Origin of the sequence: Rhizobium herbae, from assembly GCF_017873135.1 — a bacterium.
Taxonomy (GTDB): domain Bacteria; phylum Pseudomonadota; class Alphaproteobacteria; order Rhizobiales; family Rhizobiaceae; genus Pararhizobium; species Pararhizobium herbae.
Genome location: NZ_JAGGJV010000002.1, coordinates 116,757 through 137,099, shown reverse-complemented (window position 1 = coordinate 137,099; position 20,343 = coordinate 116,757). Strand labels below are relative to the sequence as shown.

Annotated in this window: 22 protein-coding genes; 12 read left to right on the top strand and 10 right to left on the bottom strand. The window is 61.4% G+C overall.

Annotation, left to right across the window (positions count from 1 at the left end; all coding sequences use genetic code 11):
• Nucleotides 1–28: 28 nt before the first annotated feature.
• The 3 genes from lepA to J2Z75_RS05955 form a co-directional block, all read right to left on the bottom strand.
• On the bottom strand, nt 29–1,855 hold the full coding sequence (lepA, locus tag J2Z75_RS05965; RefSeq protein ID WP_209849197.1) for a translation elongation factor 4: 1,827 nt from the start codon (nt 1,853–1,855) through the stop codon (nt 29–31).
• Between the two features lie 124 nt (nt 1,856–1,979).
• Nucleotides 1,980–3,527, bottom strand: a complete 1,548-nt coding sequence (locus J2Z75_RS29605) for an MJ1477/TM1410 family putative glycoside hydrolase (protein WP_327791232.1) — start codon at nt 3,525–3,527, stop codon at nt 1,980–1,982.
• Nucleotides 3,528–3,588: 61 nt separating this feature from the next.
• Nucleotides 3,589–4,860 carry an MFS transporter gene (locus J2Z75_RS05955; RefSeq protein ID WP_209849194.1) on the bottom strand — a complete coding sequence of 424 codons (1,272 nt, stop codon included), beginning with the start codon at nt 4,858–4,860 and terminating at the stop codon, nt 3,589–3,591.
• A gap of 218 nt (nt 4,861–5,078) precedes the next feature.
• Here J2Z75_RS05955 and J2Z75_RS05950 point away from each other — a divergent pair, with 218 nt between their 5' ends.
• The 5 genes from J2Z75_RS05950 (at nt 5,079) to J2Z75_RS05930 (ending at nt 8,896) form a co-directional block, all read left to right on the top strand.
• Entirely contained in the window at nt 5,079–5,654 is a 576-nt protein-coding gene (locus tag J2Z75_RS05950) for a helix-turn-helix domain-containing protein (RefSeq protein ID WP_209849191.1), read from the top strand.
• Between the two features lie 5 nt (nt 5,655–5,659).
• The gene (locus J2Z75_RS05945; protein WP_209849188.1) at nt 5,660–6,190 is read left to right on the top strand and encodes a GNAT family N-acetyltransferase; all 531 of its coding nucleotides are present in this window, start codon (nt 5,660–5,662) and stop codon (nt 6,188–6,190) included.
• A gap of 159 nt (nt 6,191–6,349) precedes the next feature.
• The gene (locus J2Z75_RS05940; protein WP_209849184.1) at nt 6,350–6,727 is read left to right on the top strand and encodes a hypothetical protein; all 378 of its coding nucleotides are present in this window, start codon (nt 6,350–6,352) and stop codon (nt 6,725–6,727) included.
• 172 nt (nt 6,728–6,899) lie between these two features.
• Nucleotides 6,900–7,565: an OmpA family protein gene (locus tag J2Z75_RS05935; protein ID WP_209849181.1), complete on the top strand. Its 666-nt coding sequence runs from the start codon at nt 6,900–6,902 to the stop codon at nt 7,563–7,565.
• 233 nt (nt 7,566–7,798) lie between these two features.
• Nucleotides 7,799–8,896 (top strand): helix-turn-helix transcriptional regulator, encoded by a 1,098-nt coding sequence (locus J2Z75_RS05930; protein ID WP_209849178.1) that lies wholly within the window; start codon nt 7,799–7,801, stop codon nt 8,894–8,896.
• Between the two features lie 10 nt (nt 8,897–8,906).
• On the opposite strand, the gene J2Z75_RS05925 is transcribed toward J2Z75_RS05930, so the two are convergent.
• On the bottom strand, nt 8,907–9,974 hold the full coding sequence (locus J2Z75_RS05925) for a lysine-2,3-aminomutase-like protein (protein WP_209849175.1): 1,068 nt from the start codon (nt 9,972–9,974) through the stop codon (nt 8,907–8,909).
• Complete coding sequence (gene epmA, locus J2Z75_RS05920) at nt 9,971–11,041, bottom strand: EF-P lysine aminoacylase EpmA (RefSeq protein WP_209849172.1); 1,071 nt, start codon at nt 11,039–11,041, stop codon at nt 9,971–9,973. Before epmA ends, J2Z75_RS05925 begins: the two co-directional genes overlap by 4 nt.
• A gap of 198 nt (nt 11,042–11,239) precedes the next feature.
• Between epmA and efp the strand changes: the two genes are divergently transcribed.
• Nucleotides 11,240–11,809, top strand: a complete 570-nt coding sequence (gene efp, locus J2Z75_RS05915) for an elongation factor P (RefSeq protein ID WP_113003047.1) — start codon at nt 11,240–11,242, stop codon at nt 11,807–11,809.
• An 89-nt stretch (nt 11,810–11,898) separates the two neighbouring features.
• Here efp and J2Z75_RS05910 read toward each other — a convergent pair whose 3' ends face one another.
• Complete coding sequence (locus tag J2Z75_RS05910) at nt 11,899–12,228, bottom strand: hypothetical protein (RefSeq protein ID WP_209849169.1); 330 nt, start codon at nt 12,226–12,228, stop codon at nt 11,899–11,901.
• Nucleotides 12,229–12,264: 36 nt separating this feature from the next.
• Nucleotides 12,265–12,516, bottom strand: a complete 252-nt coding sequence (locus J2Z75_RS05905; protein WP_209849166.1) for a GlsB/YeaQ/YmgE family stress response membrane protein — start codon at nt 12,514–12,516, stop codon at nt 12,265–12,267.
• Nucleotides 12,517–12,705: 189 nt separating this feature from the next.
• Here J2Z75_RS05905 and J2Z75_RS05900 point away from each other — a divergent pair, with 189 nt between their 5' ends.
• Together J2Z75_RS05900 and J2Z75_RS05895 are read left to right on the top strand one after the other, a co-directional pair.
• Nucleotides 12,706–13,614 carry an EamA family transporter gene (locus J2Z75_RS05900; protein WP_209849163.1) on the top strand — a complete coding sequence of 303 codons (909 nt, stop codon included), beginning with the start codon at nt 12,706–12,708 and terminating at the stop codon, nt 13,612–13,614.
• Between the two features lie 84 nt (nt 13,615–13,698).
• Nucleotides 13,699–14,940 (top strand): SAM-dependent methyltransferase, encoded by a 1,242-nt coding sequence (locus tag J2Z75_RS05895; RefSeq protein WP_209849134.1) that lies wholly within the window; start codon nt 13,699–13,701, stop codon nt 14,938–14,940.
• Here J2Z75_RS05895 and J2Z75_RS05890 read toward each other — a convergent pair.
• Nucleotides 14,930–15,751, bottom strand: coding sequence for a C40 family peptidase (locus J2Z75_RS05890; protein WP_209849131.1), 822 nt, complete (start codon nt 15,749–15,751; stop codon nt 14,930–14,932). The two genes, J2Z75_RS05895 and J2Z75_RS05890, sit on opposite strands and share 11 nt — an antisense overlap.
• Nucleotides 15,752–15,902: 151 nt before the next feature.
• Here J2Z75_RS05890 and mbfA point away from each other — a divergent pair, with 151 nt between their 5' ends.
• Entirely contained in the window at nt 15,903–16,886 is a 984-nt protein-coding gene (mbfA, locus tag J2Z75_RS05885; protein WP_209849129.1) for an iron exporter MbfA, read from the top strand.
• A gap of 149 nt (nt 16,887–17,035) precedes the next feature.
• On the opposite strand, the gene J2Z75_RS05880 is transcribed toward mbfA, so the two are convergent.
• Both J2Z75_RS05880 and J2Z75_RS05875 read right to left on the bottom strand, forming a co-directional pair.
• Entirely contained in the window at nt 17,036–17,656 is a 621-nt protein-coding gene (locus J2Z75_RS05880) for a transglutaminase-like cysteine peptidase (RefSeq protein WP_209849127.1), read from the bottom strand.
• Nucleotides 17,657–17,883: 227 nt separating this feature from the next.
• Nucleotides 17,884–18,687: an alpha/beta hydrolase gene (locus J2Z75_RS05875; protein ID WP_209849125.1), complete on the bottom strand. Its 804-nt coding sequence runs from the start codon at nt 18,685–18,687 to the stop codon at nt 17,884–17,886.
• Nucleotides 18,688–18,902: 215 nt separating this feature from the next.
• Here J2Z75_RS05875 and infC point away from each other — a divergent pair, with 215 nt between their 5' ends.
• The 3 genes from infC (at nt 18,903) to rplT (ending at nt 20,320) form a co-directional block, all read left to right on the top strand.
• Nucleotides 18,903–19,439, top strand: a complete 537-nt coding sequence (gene infC, locus J2Z75_RS05870; RefSeq protein ID WP_209850622.1) for a translation initiation factor IF-3 — start codon at nt 18,903–18,905, stop codon at nt 19,437–19,439.
• 233 nt (nt 19,440–19,672) lie between these two features.
• Nucleotides 19,673–19,876 (top strand): 50S ribosomal protein L35, encoded by a 204-nt coding sequence (gene rpmI, locus J2Z75_RS05865; RefSeq protein ID WP_018323613.1) that lies wholly within the window; start codon nt 19,673–19,675, stop codon nt 19,874–19,876.
• A gap of 39 nt (nt 19,877–19,915) precedes the next feature.
• Nucleotides 19,916–20,320 carry a 50S ribosomal protein L20 gene (rplT, locus tag J2Z75_RS05860; protein WP_209849123.1) on the top strand — a complete coding sequence of 135 codons (405 nt, stop codon included), beginning with the start codon at nt 19,916–19,918 and terminating at the stop codon, nt 20,318–20,320.
• Nucleotides 20,321–20,343: the final 23 nt, after the last annotated feature.

Sequence of the window (20,343 nt, the reverse complement as noted above, 5' to 3'; positions counted from 1 at the left end):
TCCCTCGATCGCAAGCGCGGAAAGGCGCCTACTCGTCACCCATCTTCAACGCCGCAATGAACGCTTCCTGCGGGATTTCCACCTTGCCGAACTGGCGCATGCGCTTCTTGCCGGCCTTCTGCTTGTCGAGCAGCTTGCGTTTACGCGTTGCGTCGCCGCCGTAGCATTTGGCGGTGACGTCCTTGCGCAGTGCCGAGATGGTTTCGCGGGCGATGACATTGCCGCCGATGGCGGCCTGGATCGGGATCTTGAACATGTGCTTGGGGATCAGCTCCTTGAGCTTCTCGCACATGTCGCGGCCGCGCTTTTCGGCGGCCATGCGGTGGACCATCATCGACAGGGCATCGACCGGCTCGCCGTTGACGAGAATCGACATCTTGACCAGATGGCCCTCCTGATGCTGCGTGATCGCATAGTCGAACGAAGCATAGCCCTTGGAGATCGACTTCAGCCGGTCGTAGAAATCGAACACGACTTCGTTGAGCGGCAGGTCGTAGGTCAGCATGGCGCGGGTGCCGACATAGGTCAGTTCCACCTGGATGCCGCGGCGGTCCTGGCAGAGCTTGAGGATGCCGCCGAGATAATCGTCCGGCGTCAGGATGGTGGCGCGGATCCACGGTTCGTGGATTTCGGCGATCTTGACGACATCGGGCATATCGGCCGGATTGTGCAGCTCGCGCTCGGTGCCATCGGTCATGAACAGCTTGTAGACGACGGACGGGGCGGTCGCGATCAGGTCGAGGTCGAATTCGCGCTCGAGACGCTCCTGGACGATTTCGAGATGCAGCAGGCCGAGGAAGCCGCAGCGGAAGCCGAAACCGAGCGCAGCCGAGCTTTCCATTTCGAAGGAGAAGGACGCATCGTTGAGACGCAGCTTGCCCATGGCGGCGCGCAGGTCCTCGAAATCGGCGGCATCGACCGGGAACAGGCCGCAGAACACCACCGGCTGGGCGGGCTTGAAGCCCGGCAGCATATGGGCGGTCGGGCGCTTGTCCTCGGTGATGGTGTCGCCGACGCGGGTGTCGGCCACTTCCTTGATGGAGGCGGTGATGAAGCCGATCTCGCCGGGGCCGAGCGCATCGACGGTGACCATCTTCGGGGTGATGACGCCGACGCGCTCCACCTGATATTTGGCATCCGTGCCCATCATGCGCACGGTCTGGCCGCGCTTCAGAACGCCGTCGAGAATGCGCACGAGAACGATGACGCCGAGATAGGTGTCGTACCAGCTGTCGACCAAGAGCGCCTTCAGCGGCGCATCCTCGCCGCCCTCGCTCTTCGGCGCCGGCAGCTGGTGGACGATGGCTTCGAGCACATCGGGGATGCCGAGGCCCGTCTTGGCCGAGATCAGCACGGCCTGCGAGGCATCGATGCCGATGACTTCCTCGATCTGCTCGCGGATGCGGTCGGGTTCGGCGGCCGGCAGGTCGATCTTGTTGAGGACGGTGACGATCTCGTGGTTGTTGTCGATCGCCTGATAGACGTTGGCCAGCGTCTGGGCTTCGACGCCTTGCGATGCATCGACCACCAGCAGCGAACCTTCGCAGGCCGACAGCGAGCGCGAGACTTCATAGGCGAAGTCGACATGGCCGGGTGTGTCGATCAGGTTGAGGACATAGGTCTCGCCGTTGTTGGCGACATAGTGCAGGCGCACGGTCTGCGCCTTGATGGTGATGCCGCGCTCCTTCTCGATATCCATGTTGTCGAGAACCTGTTCCGACATCTCGCGCGCGGCAAGGCCGCCGGTCGACTGGATCAGCCGGTCGGCCAGCGTCGACTTGCCGTGGTCGATATGGGCGACGATCGAGAAATTGCGGATATGCGACAGGGGCGTCTTTGAAGGTGTTGTGCTCATGCGCCCGCATACAATGGAACCTTGGAAACTGCAAAGAATTTTACCGATTGCGGCCGACGAAATGCGGAGAATGCAGGCTCTTTGCTGCAAAAGCGCAAGCCCGCGATCCATCAAGCGCCGGTTCTCAGACGATCAGGAAATCGTCGGCCGTCAATTTCAGGTGGGTGTCGAGCTGCGCGATCTGGACCGCAGCAAGCTTGCCGGTTCCGTCGGCGTCGTAAAAAAGCTTGCCGGTCTTGCTGTCGTAAACGATCCGGTCGCCGGCATCCGCCGCCTTCGTGCCGATGAGGAAGGCCGAGGCCTTCAGCGCCCCGACCGGCAACTTGGTGAAGATGTCGTGGTCCAGCACGAGCCGGTCATTGACGACACTGAAATCCGCCACCGTATCCACATTGCCGGTGGACAGCTTGGTGTCAAAGACGAACTGATCCTTGCCGCTGCCGCCGGTGAGGATGTCGTTTCCGGCGCCGCCATAAAGCTTGTCATTCCCGGCTCCCCCGGAGATCTTGTCGTTGCCGGCGCTGCCCCACAGCCTGTCGTTGCCGTCGCCACCCGAGAGCGTATCATTGCCTTCGCGCCCGGTGATTTTATCGTCACCGCCCAGACCGTCGATCGTGTCGGCGAGCTTCGAGCCGCGCAGCGTATCGGCCTCGGCGGTCGGCCGGATATAGGCGGGGTCGCCATCATAGGTGCCGATCAGCCTGTCGAGATCGCGCTCGGGGGCCGCGAACGGGATGAACCCGTCTGCCAGGACCATCTTGTTGAACGCGTCGATGCGCGCGCTGCCGCTGATATAGTCGACCACGAAGACCGGGATGCCCTTGTCGACAAAGTCGCGCTTCAGGATGGCTATCGTCTCCTCGTCCGGCTTCAGCACATTGTTCTCGTCCTTGTCGCCACGATAGTAGAGGTCCTCGACCGCGATGCCGCCGATGACATCGAGATAGGCCTGCTTGCGGGCGCTGTCGCTGCCGAGGTCATTGAGGATCCAGGCGCCGTTCTGGGGGATGACGAAAAAGTCCGGGTTGGTTTTGCGGGCATGTTCGGTCAGGTCGACGACGAAATCGACCATGCGCTGCGCGGCCTGCTTCTGGTTGACGGGGTCGCCGGCCTGCCGATCGGCCTTGGGAACTTCGGCGCCCCAGAAATAATAGGCGTCGATGATATCGAGATAGGCGGCATCGAACCCGGCCTTGACGATGGCGTCGAGGTCGCCGGTCTTCCTGTCGTTGAACATGGTGTTCTGCCAGTCCGGATCCCAGTAGCGCACCTTGCGCCCTTCCGGCCAGTCGGGATTGACAGGCCCCAGCCAGTCCGGCGCCTCATCCGTCAGTTTGCCGGTGGCCTTGCCCGTGGTGGTCCAGTCCTTGTCCCAGTAGTCGCGGAAATCGGACGCCTCGCCGATGGAGATATAGGAGACGACCACGGACCGCCCGCCCATGCCGTCCTTCATGCGGGTCACTTCGTCAGCCGTGAAGCGCCCGCTGTTCGTGCCGTCACGCGAGGAATCGATGACAAGCAGGTCATGGGTGGCCGAGACCAGCAGGTTGACGTTTTGCGGATCGCCGTTCAGCCCCTGCAACTGGTAGCCCCAGTTATCGACGGCAACGGTGCCGGTGGATGTCTTGAACTTGAGCATGATGCGGACCCGGCTTCCTGTTTCCAACGGCATGAATAGGTGATTTCCGCCGGATTGGGATAGCCGGAATATGCAAACAGCCTCAACGAAGTCTTCACATCCCGCTGCCGCTCTTCCCGCCTTCGACCAGCGCGCCGGCATTCGGCATCTGCGCGCTCTTCATCTCGAAATTTTCGCGCAGGTGCGGCGGTACGGTTTCGCGGAATTTCAGCCGAACAGCGACGAAGGCGGCATAGGCGAGCGCGGTGCCCATGGCGGCGTAGATAAAGGTCTTCGGACCGAAAACCGGCGTCAGCAGCGTGATCGACAGCGGAATGATGGTGGCGGCGATCGACCAGCACATCAAAAGCGTCGAGGCGAGCGGCACGAAATCGGCGGGCGCCGTGCGGTCGTTGGCATGGGCATTGGCGATCGAATAGACGGTTTCGACGGCACCGGCGAAAACAGCGAAGACCAGCATCAGCAGGATGAGATTGGCAAAGGAGACGGTGAGCGCGACGACGGCGGCGGCCGAGATCAGCAGGCAGACGAGGATCAGCACGATGCGCCGGTCGATGCGGTCGGACAGCACGCCCATCGGATACTGGATGAAGATGAGGCCGAACTGCATGACCAGCATCAACAGCGCCACATCGCCCTGGCTCACCTGATTGGCGGCTGCGTAGATCGGCGTGAAACCCTGCACGGCCATCGAAAGCCCGCCGGCAGCCAGAACCCCGACGAAGGCAACGGGCGAATTGCGCCAGACCATCGGCACGTCGACGCTGACTTTTGCGGGCGGCGGCGGATTGGGCAGGCGCGTCAGGCCGATCGGCAGGATGGCCATGGTGGTGAAGAAGATGGTGAGCAGCGGCGCCAGATTGCCCTCGGCCGGGATCTGCCCGAACAGCCAGGCGCCAACGCCAATGGCAATGACATAGGTCATGTAGAACACCGACATCGCCTTGCCGCGCCAGCTGTTGGCGCTGGCATGGTTGAGCCAGCTCAGCGAGATGATGAAATTGATATTGCCGGCAGCGCCATAAAGACCGCGTGCAAACACCCAGAGCAGCGGGTGAAACCCGAGCGCAATCAGAAAGGCCGACAGCAGCACCAGCGCCATCGAACAGGAAAACGCCCGCGCATGGCCGACCCGGCGGATCATCGGCCCGGCAACGACGCAGCCGGCGAGGCCGCCGAAGGCAAGCGCTGTCACCGCCGCACCCGCGACCCAGGGCGGACTGTCGCCGCGCGCCAGGAGAAACGGCACATAGGCGAACATCATGCCGTTGCCGATGCCGACGCAGGCCATGGAGAGCACGATGCTGGCGATAGACAGCACGGAGGCTCGCTGTTCCTCCCTCCGGATTTCGTCTGTCACAGCCATCCATCCCCTTATATTTCAGCGAGTCGCCGAAATGCAGCAACTGCTCAAGCGTCCTCTAACATATTGATCACATGGCAGTTTCCTCAACCATGTGCATGGCGGACACCATATCCGGCTGCGGGGAGCTTCGTTGTCGCCACAGCGGCATGCGGCGAATTTATTTGGCGAGCGACGGCTTTTCCGTTGACTCCACTATAAGAAAACTTAATTCTCTTATAATGGAAAGTACACAAGCCTTCGAAACCGGTATCGCCGAACGCATGAAATCCCTGCGGCTGGCGCAGGCGATGACGCTTGACGATCTCGCCACCCGTGCCGGCGTCAGCCGGGCGATGATCTCGCGCATCGAACGCGGCGAGGCCAGCCCCACCGCCCAGCTTCTGGCGCGGCTCTGCAGCGCGCTGGGCACCACGCTGTCGCGTTTCTTTGCAACGGAGGAGACTGTCGTAAGCCCGCTCTCACGCCGCAACAGCCAGCGCATCTGGCGCGATCCGGAGACCGGCTATCTGCGCCGCTCGGTCTCGCCGGATGGAACCGGATCGCCCGTCGATATCGTCGAGGTGGAATTTCCGCCGGGCGCGCGCGTCGTGTTCGAGCAGCAGCAGTTCGACGCCAGCCTCACCCAGCATCTCTGGCTGTTCGAGGGCAGACTCACCATGACGGCCGGCGCGGAGACCTATGTGCTGGAAGCCGGCGACTGCCTGTTCATGCGGCTTGCCGAGGCTCACATCTTTCACAATCCGCACGGCGAGCCTGCGCGCTACGCCGTCATTCTCAATCGCAGCAAAGTATAGTCCCGATGTCTGATGTCACGATCCGCACGCTCACCCCTTCCGAAACCACCGCCGCCCTGCCCTCGCTCGCGGAAATCCTCTCCGATTGCGTTGAGGGCGGCGCCTCCGTCGGCTTCATGTCGCCGCACACGCCGCAGGACGCCATGCCCTACTGGGAAGGCGTCGCCCGCGCTGTGGCCGAGGGAAACACGGTGCTGATCGTGGCAGAGACGGATGGCGACATGCTTGGCACTGTTCAACTCGGCATCGGCACGATGCCAAACCAGCCGCATCGCGCCGACCTGAAGAAACTGCTCGTCCACCGCAAGGCGCGCGGCCTCGGGCTTTCACGGCTGCTGATGGACGCTGCCGAAGCCGAGGCCGCCAGGCACGGGCGACATATTCTGGTGCTCGACACGGCAACCGGGAGCCCGGCGGAATCCATCTACGAGAAATTCGGCTGGCAGCGCGTCGGCGTCATTCCGCAATATGCCTTGATGCCGGACGGCAGCTATTGCGGCTCGACGTTTTTCTACAAATCGCTTGCCGCCGATTGAAGTGCGCCGCGCCGCGCGCATTCCACCTATCCTTGTCACCAAAAATGGCCATATCACACGGAAAAATCAACGGATTTTGTCTGGGTAGCCTATTTCGTGTTTCTAATGTTCATGTTAGCTGATTTTCAGCCGCAAGGCAGATAGTCTTAAGGGGAACCCATGAAAACCATTCGTCAACGCGCGGGTCTGGCCGCGCTGTCCATGTTCCTGGCTCTTGGCGGCGTGTCCGCCGCTTCGGCCGCGGACGTGACCTTCCAGATGAAGAACAGCCATCCGAACGCCGTCGAACTCGAGCTCTACAGCCAGGACCGCGACCATGTCTGGCCGGGCAACAATCAGGTCTATCTGCTGGACGACGGCGAAACCAAGCAGATTCCGCTGTCCTGCGACGAGGGCGAGAAAATCTGCTATGGCGCCTGGATTTCCGGCGACAAGGAAACCTATTGGGGCACAGGGCCGGACAACGCCGAAACCTGCACCGATTGCTGCTACACCTGCCAAGGCGGCAGCACGGAAGAAATCGACCTGACCGAGTAGCGAACAGTGGCACGGGAACGGGAACGGTGTTTTATGCTCGTTCCCGTGCCTTGTTGTGGACGGTTGCGACGCTATTTACCCGTCCTATCCTTTCATGTGGCCGTCCTCTTCATCTTCCTGCCGCAATCGGTAGTATGAAGCTGAGTGAGCACCATTGAGGACCTTTGATTCCATGATCAAGAAAATCGCCGTACTGGCCATCGCCGCCGTCTATCTTTCCGGCTGCACCACCACGGACCCGTATACGGGTCAGCAGAAGATGTCGAACACCGCCGGTGGCGCGCTGATCGGCGCGGGCCTGGGTGCCGCGACCGGTCTTCTGGTCGGCGGAAGTGCGGCCGGCCGGCGTGACGCGGCGCTGGTAGGCGCCGGCATCGGCGCGCTCGGCGGCGGCCTGATCGGCAACTACATGGATAGCCAGGAATCCGAGCTGCGCGCGCAGCTGCAGGGTACCGGCGTTTCGGTTACCCGCGTCGGCGACCGCATCGTTCTCAACATGCCCTCCAACATCACGTTTGCCACCGATCAGGACCAGGTCATGCCGGGCTTCTATTCGACACTGAACTCGGTGGCGATCGTTCTGCGCAAGTTCAACAAGACGCTGGTCGATGTGGATGGCCACACGGATTCGACCGGCAGCGCCAGCTACAACCAGGGCCTCTCCGAACGCCGTGCCATCTCCGTTGCCAACTATCTCGGCTCGCAGGGCGTCGATCAGCGCCGCATGTCGGCCGTTGGCTACGGCCCGGACCGGCCGATTGCTTCGAACAACAGTCCAGACGGGCGGGCACAGAACCGCCGCGTCGAAATCTCGATCGCGCCGATCAAGGAAGGCTGATCGGCAACATCCGCTTCAACAAGCCGGTCACCGCGTGAACTGCCCCGATGTTGGCATCCAACTTTCGGGGTATTTCACGCGGTGACTGGCTTTTTTTGTGCGCGGAATCGGATCAAATGGCGCGTTGGACCCAAGAAAGGGCCCTATTTGCGGGCGAAAGTCCGGCCACACACCATTGACGCGAGAAGTGATCCGAACCTAAAATCTGTTATTGCGAACGTGAGCAGACATGAATGCGCGTGAACGCCGGATTACTCTCCCAGACACTGGACCAAGTCCAGGCCGCTATTTTCGAGCCGTCCTTGTGGCTGCCGACCATTGAAGCCATAGGCAGGGCAAGCGGTGCCCTCGGCGCCAACATCATGGAGCCAGCCGGACGCGGAGCCTTTGGCGCAGCGCTCAGCACGGAGAATCTCGACGATCTTCTGGAAGGCTATGTTCGCGAAGAATGGGGCGCCAGGGATTTCCGCGCGCAACTTTTGCCGCCGCTCCACCGCGAAGGCGTGGTGCTTGAAGCAAGCTTCGTGTCCAGAGAGCAGTTCGACCATCACGAATATTATAAATTCATGAGAAAATACGGGGTCGGCGACTCCGTTCTCATGAACATCTCTTCGGCCAAGGATGAGTTGTATTTCGTTCTGCAAAACAGCCTGTCGGAAGACTCCCCCCCGGCGGCCGACATGCCGCATTTCCACGCCATCCGCACCCGGCTGCTGACAGCCATGCAACTTGCCCGCCATATCGACGCAAGCAGGATCATGGGCATGGCGGCGGCCTTCGAAACCTCGAACATCGGCTGCATCTTCTTCAACCGGAAAGGCCTCGTGACGCTGACGAATCCGAGAGCCGACGCGCTGTTTACGGGTGATTTGCGCATTTCGAGGGGAGAGGTGCGGGCGGGCTCCGCACATGAAACCGCCCGTTTCAGCCGCGAACTGAAGCTCGCGATACAAGCCCCCGGACAATCCTCCGATACATTGTCTGCCGTTCGCCTTTCGCGCGCGGGCAAACGGCCGCTGATCGTCCGCTTCGAGCGGTTCGGCACACAGCTGGCCGACGTGTTTTCGCATTCCTGCGCCATGGCGCTGATCGAGGATCCGGACGAGGACATGCGGCTGAAGCCGGAAACTCTGATGGAGCTTTTCGATCTCACCCCGGCCGAGACGAAGATATCGCTTCTGGTCGCCAGCGGCATGAGCGCCGTCGATATCGCCAGCCGGCAGGGAACCGGTTACGAAACGGTGAGAAGCCATATACGATCGATTTTCCAGAAAACCGGCACCGGCAGGCAATCCGAACTCAGCGCCCTGTTCGGGAAAATTCACCTCTAAAGAGGCTCATTCATTCCGGATGCCGGCCGGACGCCGGCGGATAGGCATGGGTTTCGCCGTTGAAGTCCGAAACCGTATAACAGCCGCCGCCATTGTCTTCGATCGTCGCGGCGCTGATCGCCGTCTTGCCGTGGCCGCCGGGGATATCGAGGATATAGGCCGGCTGGCAGAGGCCGGAGACACGGCCGCGCAGGCTCGCGACCAGCGCCTGGCCCTCCTCGATCGTCAGGCGGAAATGGCTGGTGCCGGGCGCCAGATCGGGATGATGCAGGTAATAGGGCTTGATCCTGTTTTCGACGAAGGCCCGCATCAGCGCCGCCAGCGTATCGGCATCGTCGTTGACGCCCTTCAACAGCACCGACTGGCTGACCATGACGATGCCGCTATCGACCAGCCGTGCGCAGGCAGCGCGAGCATCCGCCGTCAGCTCGCGCGGATGGTTGGCATGCAGCGCCAGATAGGTGGTCTTGCCGCTGGCCTTGAGTGCCGCGATCAGGGCTGCGTCGACGCGGTCGGGCTCGACGACCGGCACACGGGTATGGAAGCGGACGATCTTCACATGATCGATGCCTGCAAGCCGCTCCATGATGGATGCGAGCCGGCGCGGCGACAGCACGAGCGGATCGCCGCCGGTGAGGATCACTTCCCAGATTTCCGGATGATCGGCGATATAGGCAAAGGCATTGTCCATCGCCTGCGATGCAAGCGTGCCGAGCCCCTGCGGCCCGACCATTTCGCGGCGGAAACAGAAGCGGCAATAGACCGGGCAGACATGCACGGCCTTCAGCAGCACACGATCCGGATAACGATGGACGATGCCCTCGACCGGGCTGTGGGCGCCGTCGCCGATCGGATCCTCCCGCTCTTCCGGCAGGCGAACGAGCTCCGCCGCATCCGGAACGAACTGGCGTGCGATCGGATCATCGGGGTCGGAGGGGTCGATCAAGGCCGCCATGGCTGGCGTGACGGCCACCGCATAGCGAGCCGCGACATCGTCCAGCCCGACGCGCCGGGCGGCGGCAACCAGCCCTGCCTCTTCCAGATCGTCGATGGTTTTCAGGGAGCGAAGCGCGGTCACCGGCGGCCCTCGCTCAGAGGATCGGTCTCCGCCACCGGCGCCCAGATGACCTGGTCGATCCGCGATGCGCCGGTCGCCAGCATCACCAGCCGGTCGAAGCCGAGCGCGCAGCCGCTTGCCTGCGGCATGATTTCAAGGGCTCTCAGAAAATCCTCGTCCAGCGGATAGGTTTCGCCATAGACCCGCTGTTTTTCGGCCATCTCCATGCCGAAGCGGCGGCGCTGTTCGCGCGCATCGGTCAGCTCGCCGAAGGCATTGGCAAGCTCGACGCCGCAGGCATAGAGCTCGAACCGCTCCGCGACGCGCGCGTCATGCGGCGCCGGCCGCGCCAACGCGGCTTCGGCGACCGGATATTCGTACAGGATCGTGGCACGGCCAAAACCCAGATTGGGTTCGACCTTCTCGACGATCACCCGGCTGAACAAATCCGGCCAGGTATCGTCGTCGGCAACCCGCAGACCGGCGGCGCGAAGGTTCCCGGCCAGGCGGTCCCGGTCCGTTTCGCCGCCAGGATCGATCGAGCCGAGGAGATCGACATCAGCGAAGCGCTCGAAGGCTTCGGCGACGGTGATGCGGTCCGGCTCCGCGAAGGGATCGGCCCGTCCGCCGCGATAGGTCAGCTGCTTTGCCCCGGCGGTTTCGGCGGCAAGCCCGAGGATGTCAGCGCAGTCGCGCATCAGCGCATCATAAGTCTCGCCGGCGCGGTACCATTCGAGCATGGTGAATTCCGGATGGTGCAGCGGCCCGCGCTCGCGGTTGCGATAGACATGGGCGAAGCAGGCGATGCGCTGTTCGCCGGCCGCCAGCAGCTTCTTGCAGGCAAACTCCGGCGAGGTATGGAGATAGAGAGGCGCGGCGCTGCCGTCGTGATGGATAGCCTGCGTTGCAAAGGCATGCAGATGCGCCTCGTTGCCGGGCGACACCTGCAGCGTTGCCGTATCCACCTCGATGAAATCGCGCGCCGCGAAAAAACCGCGCAGGGCGGCCTGAATCCGGTTGCGGCCGATGAGGAAACCACGGCGGTCGGCATGGACATCGGGGGTCCACCAGGGGGAGGCAGCGGGCATCAAGGTCCTGTGTCCAAACTCTCGGGCAATCCAGTGAGTCGTATAAATTGCACGGTTTCTTCGAGCGTATCCGCCGTCACACTGGCAATTTGCCCGAATATAGGATAGGTGCGGCCCGAAAACGCATTCTGGCGTCTGTGACGCGCATATTTCGTGCGCTCCTCTACGACGCATCAAGCTCAGTTACAAGGAAGACTTATGGTCAAGGTAATCGCCTCATCCGTCCGCAAGGGCAATGTTCTCGAAGTTGACGGCAAGCTCTACGCTGTTCTGACCGCCGCGAACTTTCATCCCGGCAAGGGCACGCCGGTCACCCAGGTCGACATGCGCCGCATCTCGGACGGCGTGAAGGTTTCCGAGCGCTGGCGTACCACCGAACAGGTCGAGCGCGCTTTCGTCGAGGATCGCGATCATACCTTCCTCTATGAAGACGGCGAAGGCTTCCACTTCATGAACCCGGAAAGCTACGATCAGGTCGCGGTTGCACCCGACGTCATCGGCGATGACAAGGCCTATCTCCAGGAAGGCATGGTCGTGCAGCTGAAGATGTTCGAAGGCATTGCTCTGGCAATCGAGCTTCCGACCCGCATGACGCTCGAAATCGTCGAGACCGAGCCGGTCGTCAAGGGCCAGACGGCCTCGTCTTCCTACAAGCCGGCAATCCTGTCGAACGGCGTGCGCACCATGGTGCCGCCGCATATCGGCGTCGGCACGCGCGTCGTCATCCTGACCGAAGATGCATCCTACGTCGAACGCGCCAAGGACTGATCCTTCAATCAGCAATGAAGACGGGCAGACATGAAAAACGGGCGCGGCCTCGAACCGCGCCCGTTTTCTTTTCCGCCGCACTCCTGAGTCTAGTGTTTCAGTTCCGGATAGGCTCCGGATACGTCCTCGCCATCGGCATGCGTGTCGTCATAGCCTTCAAGCGTAACGGACACGGTGTCGTCGACATCCAGCCCGCCCTCGCGGCGCACCGCGATGCGTGAGCCGTTGTCGCGCACGAGAACCGCTTCGCCGCTGAAGCCCTGTTTCAGCAGCCAGTCTCTCGGCGCATTGAGGCGAATACGGACCTGACGGCTATCGTCTTCCTCGCGTGCCTCCACGAGTTCATAGGATACCGGCTGGGAATTGCCGTTGATTTCGAGCCGGCCCTGGCCGCTGCCCTCGGCTGCGAATGTCAGCATGATTTTCTCCTTCGGAAGAATTTATCGGCCAGAAATTTATCGGCGGACGGCACGGCCGACCGCGATCAGAATGCAGGCACCGATGAAGCCGATGGCCAGATAGGCGAGCCAGCCGGCAAAACCCATCCCGGCAAACGCGAGAATGGCGTTGAGGAGGATGGCGCCGACAATGCCGAGAATGATGTTCATGAACATGCCCATATTGGACTTCATGAATTGTTCCGCCAGCCAGCCGGCAAATCCGCCGATGATGATTGCCGCAATCCAGCCTACGCCATTGACGTCCATGTTTCTTCCTCGCGTGAAATATTGCCTTTGCTGAAACCAATAACGGATTGGTCGCCAATATGTTCCCGGCGGTGCCGACCGAGCATCAAAAGCCCTTATGTTAACCCCCACAAATATGAATTTGCCGCAGGAACCCGCCTTCGGTAGAGCCGATGCAGGCGATCGGCATCGCCGTTGGAGGAGCAAGTCTTGGATCAGCGTACAACAGCACCGGCCTATGGAAACGATGGAGCGATCCCGCCGGCGGAGGCGCCCCTGAGCACCGGCACGGCCGCTGCGCTCACTGGCGGGCTGATGTGCCTTCTGTCGATGTCGAGCGTGCAGTTCGGCTCGGCTTTCTCGGCACCGGCGATTGCCGCCTACGGCCCCTTCGGCACCACCTGGCTGCGGCTGATCTGGGCGGCCGCCCTGCTCGCCATCGTCGTTCGTCCGCCGATCCTGCGCTATTCGCGGGCGCAGTGGCAGACGGCGGGGCTGCTTGGCGCATCCATGGCCGGCATGACGCTGTGTTTCTTCGCGGCGATCGAGCGTATCCCGCTCGGCCTTGCCGTCGCCATCGATTTTCTCGGGCCGCTGGCCGTTGCGACCTTCGCCTTCGGCCTCGGCTGGCGGCTGGTCTGGCCGCTGATCGCCGGTGGCGGCGTGCTGCTGCTCGCCCATGACGGCAACGGCTGGATCGGCGACCCCACCGGCATTCTCTTCGCCTTCGGCGCTGCGACCGGCTGGGGGCTCTACATCGTCCTGATGAAGAAAGCCGGCAACGCCTTCGAAGGCCTGCAGGGCCTGTCGATGTCGCTGATCGTGGCGGCGATCGTCGCGACACCGTTCGGCCTGATGGAAGTCTCGCGTATGACGGTCGAGGGCGTCGCCGCCGTCGCCGGGCTCGCCCTCCTCGTGCCGCTGATCCCCTATGCGCTGGAAATGATCGCGCTGCGCCGCATGAGTACGTCGTCCTTCGGCATCCTGATGAGCCTGGAGCCGGCAATCGGCGCCATTGCCGGTTTCCTCGTTCTCAGCCAGCCGATGACGGCGCTGCAGATCGCAGGCACCGTTCTCGTGGTCGCGGCGAGTGCCGGCGCGACCGCCACCGGCCGTTGAATTTTCACCAATTAATGCCGCGCTTTTTGCAAACCCGGTGATAGAGTGACGCTTCGTAAGCGTCGTTTATCCATCGAGGTATGCATGTTTCCACTGTCGCATATGATGAAAGCCTTCATCCGCAAGGGCCAGCTGACCGTCATCGACGCGGACGGAAAACCGCATGTTTTCAAGGGTGAGCCCGGCCCGGAAGTGACCATGCGGCTGACCGATCGCAAGCTTTACCGCACCCTCGTCTTCAATTCCGAACTTGCCGCCGGCGAAGCCTACATGGACGGTACGCTGCGCTTCGAAAACGGCTCGACGCTGCGTGACTTCCTCACCCTGTTTTCAATCAACCGGCTGTCGCTCGGCTCCTATCCGATCCAGAAGGTGCTGCGCGCCATCAAGATGCGCTTCCGCAAGCGCCAGCAGTCCAACGTCAAGGGCGAGGCGCAGCGCAACGTCGCGCATCACTACGATCTCGGCAATGACTTCTACAAATTGTTCCTCGACGAACACATGCTCTATTCCTGCGCCTATTTCCGCGAGCCGGACGAGACGCTGGAGCAGGCACAGCGCAACAAGCTGAGGCTGCTTGCCTCCAAGCTCTGCCTGCGGCCGGGCATGAAGGTGCTCGATATCGGCTGCGGCTGGGGCGACCTTGCGCTCTATCTGGCCCAGCTCGAAGACGTCGAGGTGCTCGGCGTCACGCTGTCGAAGGAACAGCAGGCGCTGGCGACCCAGCGCGCCAGGGATGCCGGACTGGAAGGCCGCGTCCGCTTCGAGCTGCGCGACTACCGCGAGGTCAACGAGACCTTCGACCGGATCGTTTCGGTCGGCATGTTCGAGCATGTCGGCGTCAGCCACTACGACGAGTTCTTCAAGAAGCTGAACACATTGATGCCGGACGACGGGATCGCCGTGCTGCATTCGATCGGTCACATGAGCCCGCCCGGCATGGCCAGCGCCTGGCTGCGCAAATACATTTTCCCCGGCGCCTATTCGCCCGCCCTTTCCGAGGTTTTCGAGGTGGTGGAGCAAAACCATCTCTGGGTGAGCGATCTCGAATTCCTGCGGGTTCACTATGCGACGACGCTGAAGCACTGGGTCGAACGCTTCGAGAAGAACCGCGACAAGGTCGTCGACATGTACGACGAGCGCTTTGCCCGCATGTGGGAATTCTACCTGATCAGCTGCGAGATGATGTTCCGCACCGGCAGCCAGCTGGTTTTCCACATGCAGCTCTCGCGAAGCCGCGATGCCGCGCCGATCGTGCGCGACTACATCACCGACCGCCAGAAGGCCTATATCGTCCGGGAACAGACGCTCAATATCACTCTATGAGAGGCTTGCCGTCCCTGCCTTCCCACTGCAGCCGCTTGTAGTCGAAGCCGTATTCGAGCGTCGGCTTGACGACGGCGAAATAGGGCGAGAGATCGAAATCGCGCGGCGTATAGAGCGAATGATGGCGAATATGCAGGATTTCGGCGCGGGAATATTGCGATGTTGCCGAAGCCCGGCCGGGGGCGCGGGTGATCTCCGGCAGGATCGGATAGCGGATCTGCTCGAAGGCCTCAGCGATCAGCGTCGAGCAGATGGCCCGTGTCGGGTCCCCCGAACCGAAGGCCAGCATGCGGCGGCGCCAGCGCACCGGCACCGGCGGCGTCGGCATGAAGAAGCGCAGCATGTCGAGAATGTTCTTCATGTCGTATTTCAGACCCAGCCTTGAAATCATGAACGACAGGACCGCGTTGCGGTCTTCCGGCGTCAGCCCGACGGGCCGGCAGATGCGGGTGTTGTAGGTCGAATATTTGCTGAGTGGCACAGCGACGCAGCCTTGCCCCAGATTGACCTCGATGAGCTGCGGGCGATCGATGACCGGCAACGTTGCCTGGTCCAGTGTCAGCGGGATTTCATCGCCGGCGAAAAAGGCGGCGTGCGACCAGGTCGATTGGGTCAGATATTTGATCGCGGCGGAGACCTTGTGATTGCCTTCGATCAAAAGGATATCCCCGGGCCTGAGCGTGCGCGCCAGGGTTTCGGGATCGGACGGCGTATAGGGCTCATAGCCCGACGTCTTTGCCGTCAATTTTCCCGCCAGCGCCATGCCGATGCGGTCGAGAAGCGTATCCTTGCTGGACAGGAGCGGGTTCATGCGGGCGGCGGCTTTCGCATAAGCGGTTCATCGTCCTGTTTATGTAGGAAGTTATCCGGCTGCCTGTCGAGTAGGCCTTGCGTGTTTCGGCTTGACCTTTTGGTGATGGACTTCTATTTTTAGAATGATTCTAAACTAGGTCTTTTCCATCATGTTTTCCCGCCTGTTTTCCGCGTCCAGACGTCCGCTCTCATCGCTCTCCGAACAGGAGGTGCTGGCGCTTGCCATTTCTTCCGAAGAGGACGACAGCCGCATCTACTTCGCCTATGCCGATGCGCTGAAGGACAGGTATCCGGATTCCGCCAGGGTCTTCGAGGACATGGGCGAGGTGGAAAACACCCACAAGACCATGCTGATCGACATGCACCGTCGCCGTTTCGGCGAGCGCATTCCCCTCATCCGGCGCGAGCATGTCAGCGGCTTCCTGACCCGCAAGCCGGACTGGCTGCGCCACAACCAGTCGCTCGACGCCATGCGCCGCGAAGCCGAACTGATGGAAACGCAAGCATATAATTTTTATGTCGAGGCGGCGAAAAACACGTCCGATGCCGCGACCCGGCAATTGCTGGGAGACCTGGCGCTGGCCGAACAGGGGCACGAGGACATTGCCCGCATGCTGACGGACAAGCATGTGCCGGAAGATGCGCGCAAAAAGGAAGACGAGGCAGCACACCGCCAGTTCCTGCTCACCTATGTGCAGCCGGGTCTTGCCGGGCTGATGGACGGCTCGGTCTCGACCCTGGCGCCGATCTTTGCCGCCGCCTTTGCCACGCAGGATACCTGGCAAACCTTCCTGGTCGGGCTTTCGGCCTCGGTCGGCGCCGGCATATCCATGGGCTTCACGGAAGCCGCCCATGACGACGGCAAGCTTTCGGGACGCGGTTCGCCGCTCAAGCGCGGCCTAGCCTGCGGCATCATGACGACGCTCGGCGGGCTGGGCCACGCCCTGCCCTATCTTATCCCGCATTTCTGGACGGCAACGATCACCGCCGGCATCATCGTCTTCTTCGAACTCTGGGCCATCGCCTTCATCCAGAACAAATATATGGAGACACCGTTCTTGCGCGCGGCGTTTCAGGTGGTGCTTGGCGGCGGACTGGTGCTGGCGGCGGGGGTTTTGATTGGGAATGCTTGAGCACAGGCTCACCCTCGTCATGCTCGGGCCTGTCCCGAGCATCTGCGAAAGGCATGACAAAACTGACTTTTCATGGAGGTTGATAGATCCTTGGGACAAGCCCAAGGATGACGAAATAGGTTAGTGCTCGCAGCGAGACCGACCGCGGATCAATTCCCGACCGAACCGACCAGAACTTCCGCGCCGTTTTCGATCGTGACCCAGCGGCCGGTGTTGAACGAAGCCTGGCGCTTCAAAAAGCGGTAGGGTGTCTTCGTCCAGAGCTTCACGTCGTTTTCGAGATTGTCGAGGATGAAATCGCCCTGCGCCGTGCGCACGGTCAGAACCGCATGGCCTTCTCCGTCCGGCTTGCGGACGACGGTGATCAGAAGGTCGGATGGGGAGAAGCCCTTCTCCATCAGGCGCTTGCGCTTCAAAAGCACGAAGTCCTCGCAATCGCCAGCCGTATCCGGATAGGCCCAGACCTCATCCTTGCCGTACAGGTCCATGTCGGTCATCGGGGTGATTTCGCGGTTAACGGCAAGATTGACCTGACGAATGACCGACCAGCCGAAATCGGTCACACGCGGCGCGGTCGTCGACTTCGACTTGATCTCGCATTCGGCGCGATATTTCTGGCAGAATTCGTAATGGCCGATCGGCTGCGAGGTGATGGCGCCGGTCTGCATCGACAGCGCTGTGGCGCTCGGCGCCGGGATGGCAGCGCCCGCCGATGCGAAAACAGCCGCAAATGCCACGACCATTTTTCTGATGCCCATCAACTGCGCCATGCATGTCCCCTGTGGCGCGGTTCTCTCCCGGAACAATCCCGAAGAAACCCCCGCGAAAATCTGAAACTGCCGTCAGCTTTCGCGGTCAAACCCCGCCGCGCGCTGCTCTAATCGTTAACAAAGAGTTAACAGCGCGCTCGAAACGAAGTCAATCTGCAGATTTGGGGATTGCCGGATATGGTTAAGATGCGCGGCAAATGCGCATCATGCCCGGTTTTTGAGGGCTTTCAGCCCGTCGGCATGCCATCGACGGCGGCGATAATCCGCTCGATATCCTCCGGCCGCGACAGGCGGTGATCGCCGTCGCGGATCAGCGTCATCACGACGTCGTCGGACGGCAGGTGTTCCATCAGCTTCAGCGCATGGCCATAGGGCACGTCTGGATCCTTCATGCCCTGCAGGATATGCACCGGGCAGCCGGTCTCGATGATGCCGGTGAGCACCCGGTTCTGCCGGCCGTCCTCGATCAGCCGGGCGGTATAGATGTTCGGATCCGGACCGTAGGGCGTCGGCTCCTCGAAATAGCCGCGCGCGGCAAGCGATGTGCGCTCCGCATCCGTCAGGTTCGGCTCGATCAGTTCGCTGGTGAAATCGGGCGCCGGCGCGATCAGGACGAGGCCGGCGATCCGGCCGCCCTCGCCGCGGGCACGCAGCTCGGCGATCAGCCGCAACGCCACCCAGCCCCCCATCGACGAGCCGACAAGGATCATGCGTTCCGGCTTGACGTGATCGATGACCGCAAGGCTTTCCTCCAGCCAGCGGGAAATGGTGCCATCGGTGAAGGCGCCGCCGGACATGCCATGTCCGGAATAATCGAAGCGGATGCAGGCGGCGCCGGTTGCCGCGGCATGGCGCTCGAGTTCGACAGCCTTGGTGCCTGCCATGTCCGAGCGGTATCCGCCGAGCCAGACCAGCGCCGGCAGGTTATTTCCGCTTGCGGCAGGCAGGATGCGCATGGCGATGCGGCGCGATTCGCTGCCGCTGCCGACGTCGAGAGTGTCGGGATCGGCATTCGAGATTGGCAATGACATGCAAATTTCCCTGTTTTGAGCGCTTCCCGCTGATTTTCTTTCTAAAACAGATTCTCCGAATGGCTGACAGGTGGTGATTTTCGTGAAGAGCTGTGTTATTGACTTTTCCGCAGCAATTTACACATGAAGGCCAAGCGGCAGTTGAACGGCATTTTGCCGGGATATAGCGCTATCTTCCGACATTGCAGTCTTAACAGCTCGAGGAGAGTACGACCATTCGCAGACCGTTCAAAACGGACGCCCCGACAAAAGACGGGCCCCGCTCTAACAAGGAAATCCGGTCCCTCCGGGTTCAGCTCATCGACGCCGAAGGTGTCAACCACGGCAGCATTCCCACCGATCAGGCGCTCCGCATGGCGGAAGAACTGGGTCTCGACCTCGTCGAGATCTCGCCGAACGCGGAACCGCCGGTGTGCAAGATCCTTGATCTGGGCAAACTGAAATACGCCACACAGAAGAAGGCGGCGGAAGCGCGCAAGAAGCAGAAGATCATCGAGATCAAGGAGATCAAGATGCGTCCCAACATCGACACGCACGACTACGACGTGAAGATGAAGGCGATGAACCGCTTCTTCGAGGAAGGCGACAAGGTCAAGGTGACCCTGAAGTTCCGCGGCCGCGAAATGGCCCACCAGGAACTGGGCATGAAGCTTTTGCTTCAGGTCAAGGAAGACACCGTGACGATCGCCAAGGTCGAAGCCGAGCCGAAGCTCGAAGGCCGTCAGATGATGATGGTTCTGGCGCCGAAATAAGCGCCTGTCTTTCAGGACGCACCTGATGAAAGCCGCTTTATGGGCGGCTTTTTCATATCGACGACCGGCAATGCGGAAATATCGGGGCGTTTGCCTCAATCCCATTGCACTTTGCGGGCGCTTCGGTTACAAGCCCCCGTCCGAACGGTCCGGCAGGGCATGCCGTGGCCGTTCTTTACGCTGGAGACGACCTCGTCAGTCGATCTCGAAATCAAGAAAAATGGAGTAGCAAAATGCCCAAGATGAAGACGAAATCCTCGGCCAAGAAGCGGTTCAAGATCACCGCGACCGGCAAGGTGATGGCAGCTGCCGCAGGCAAGCGCCATGGCATGATCAAGCGGTCCAACAAGTTCATTCGCGATGCACGTGGCACGATGGTGCTTGCAGAGCCTGATGGCAAGAAGGTCATCAAGAACTACCTGCCCAACGGTCTTTAAGACGTCTGGCACTTTTGGATTTTTTAAGGAGATCATGACATGGCACGTGTAAAACGCGGCGTAACTTCCCACGCCAAGCACAAGAAGACACTCAAGGCAGCCAAGGGCTTCTACGGCCGCCGCAAGAATACCATCCGCGCCGCCAAGGCTGCCGTGGATCGCTCGAAGGCTTTTGCCTATCGCGACCGCAAGGTCAACAAGCGCAACTTCCGCGCTCTCTGGATCCAGCGCATCAACGCTGCCGTCCGCGAGCAGGGCCTGACCTATGGCCGTTTCATCGACGGTCTGTCGAAGGCTGGCATCGAAGTCGACCGCAAGGTTCTCTCCGACATGGCGATCCATGAGCCGGAAGCATTCGGCGCGCTCGTCGCTGCTGCCAAGAAGGCCCTGTCCTACCTCAAGGACGCCGGCACCACCAATGAGTTTGAAAGCGCGGTTCGTTAAGACCAGCGCTTCCCAAGCCTTTT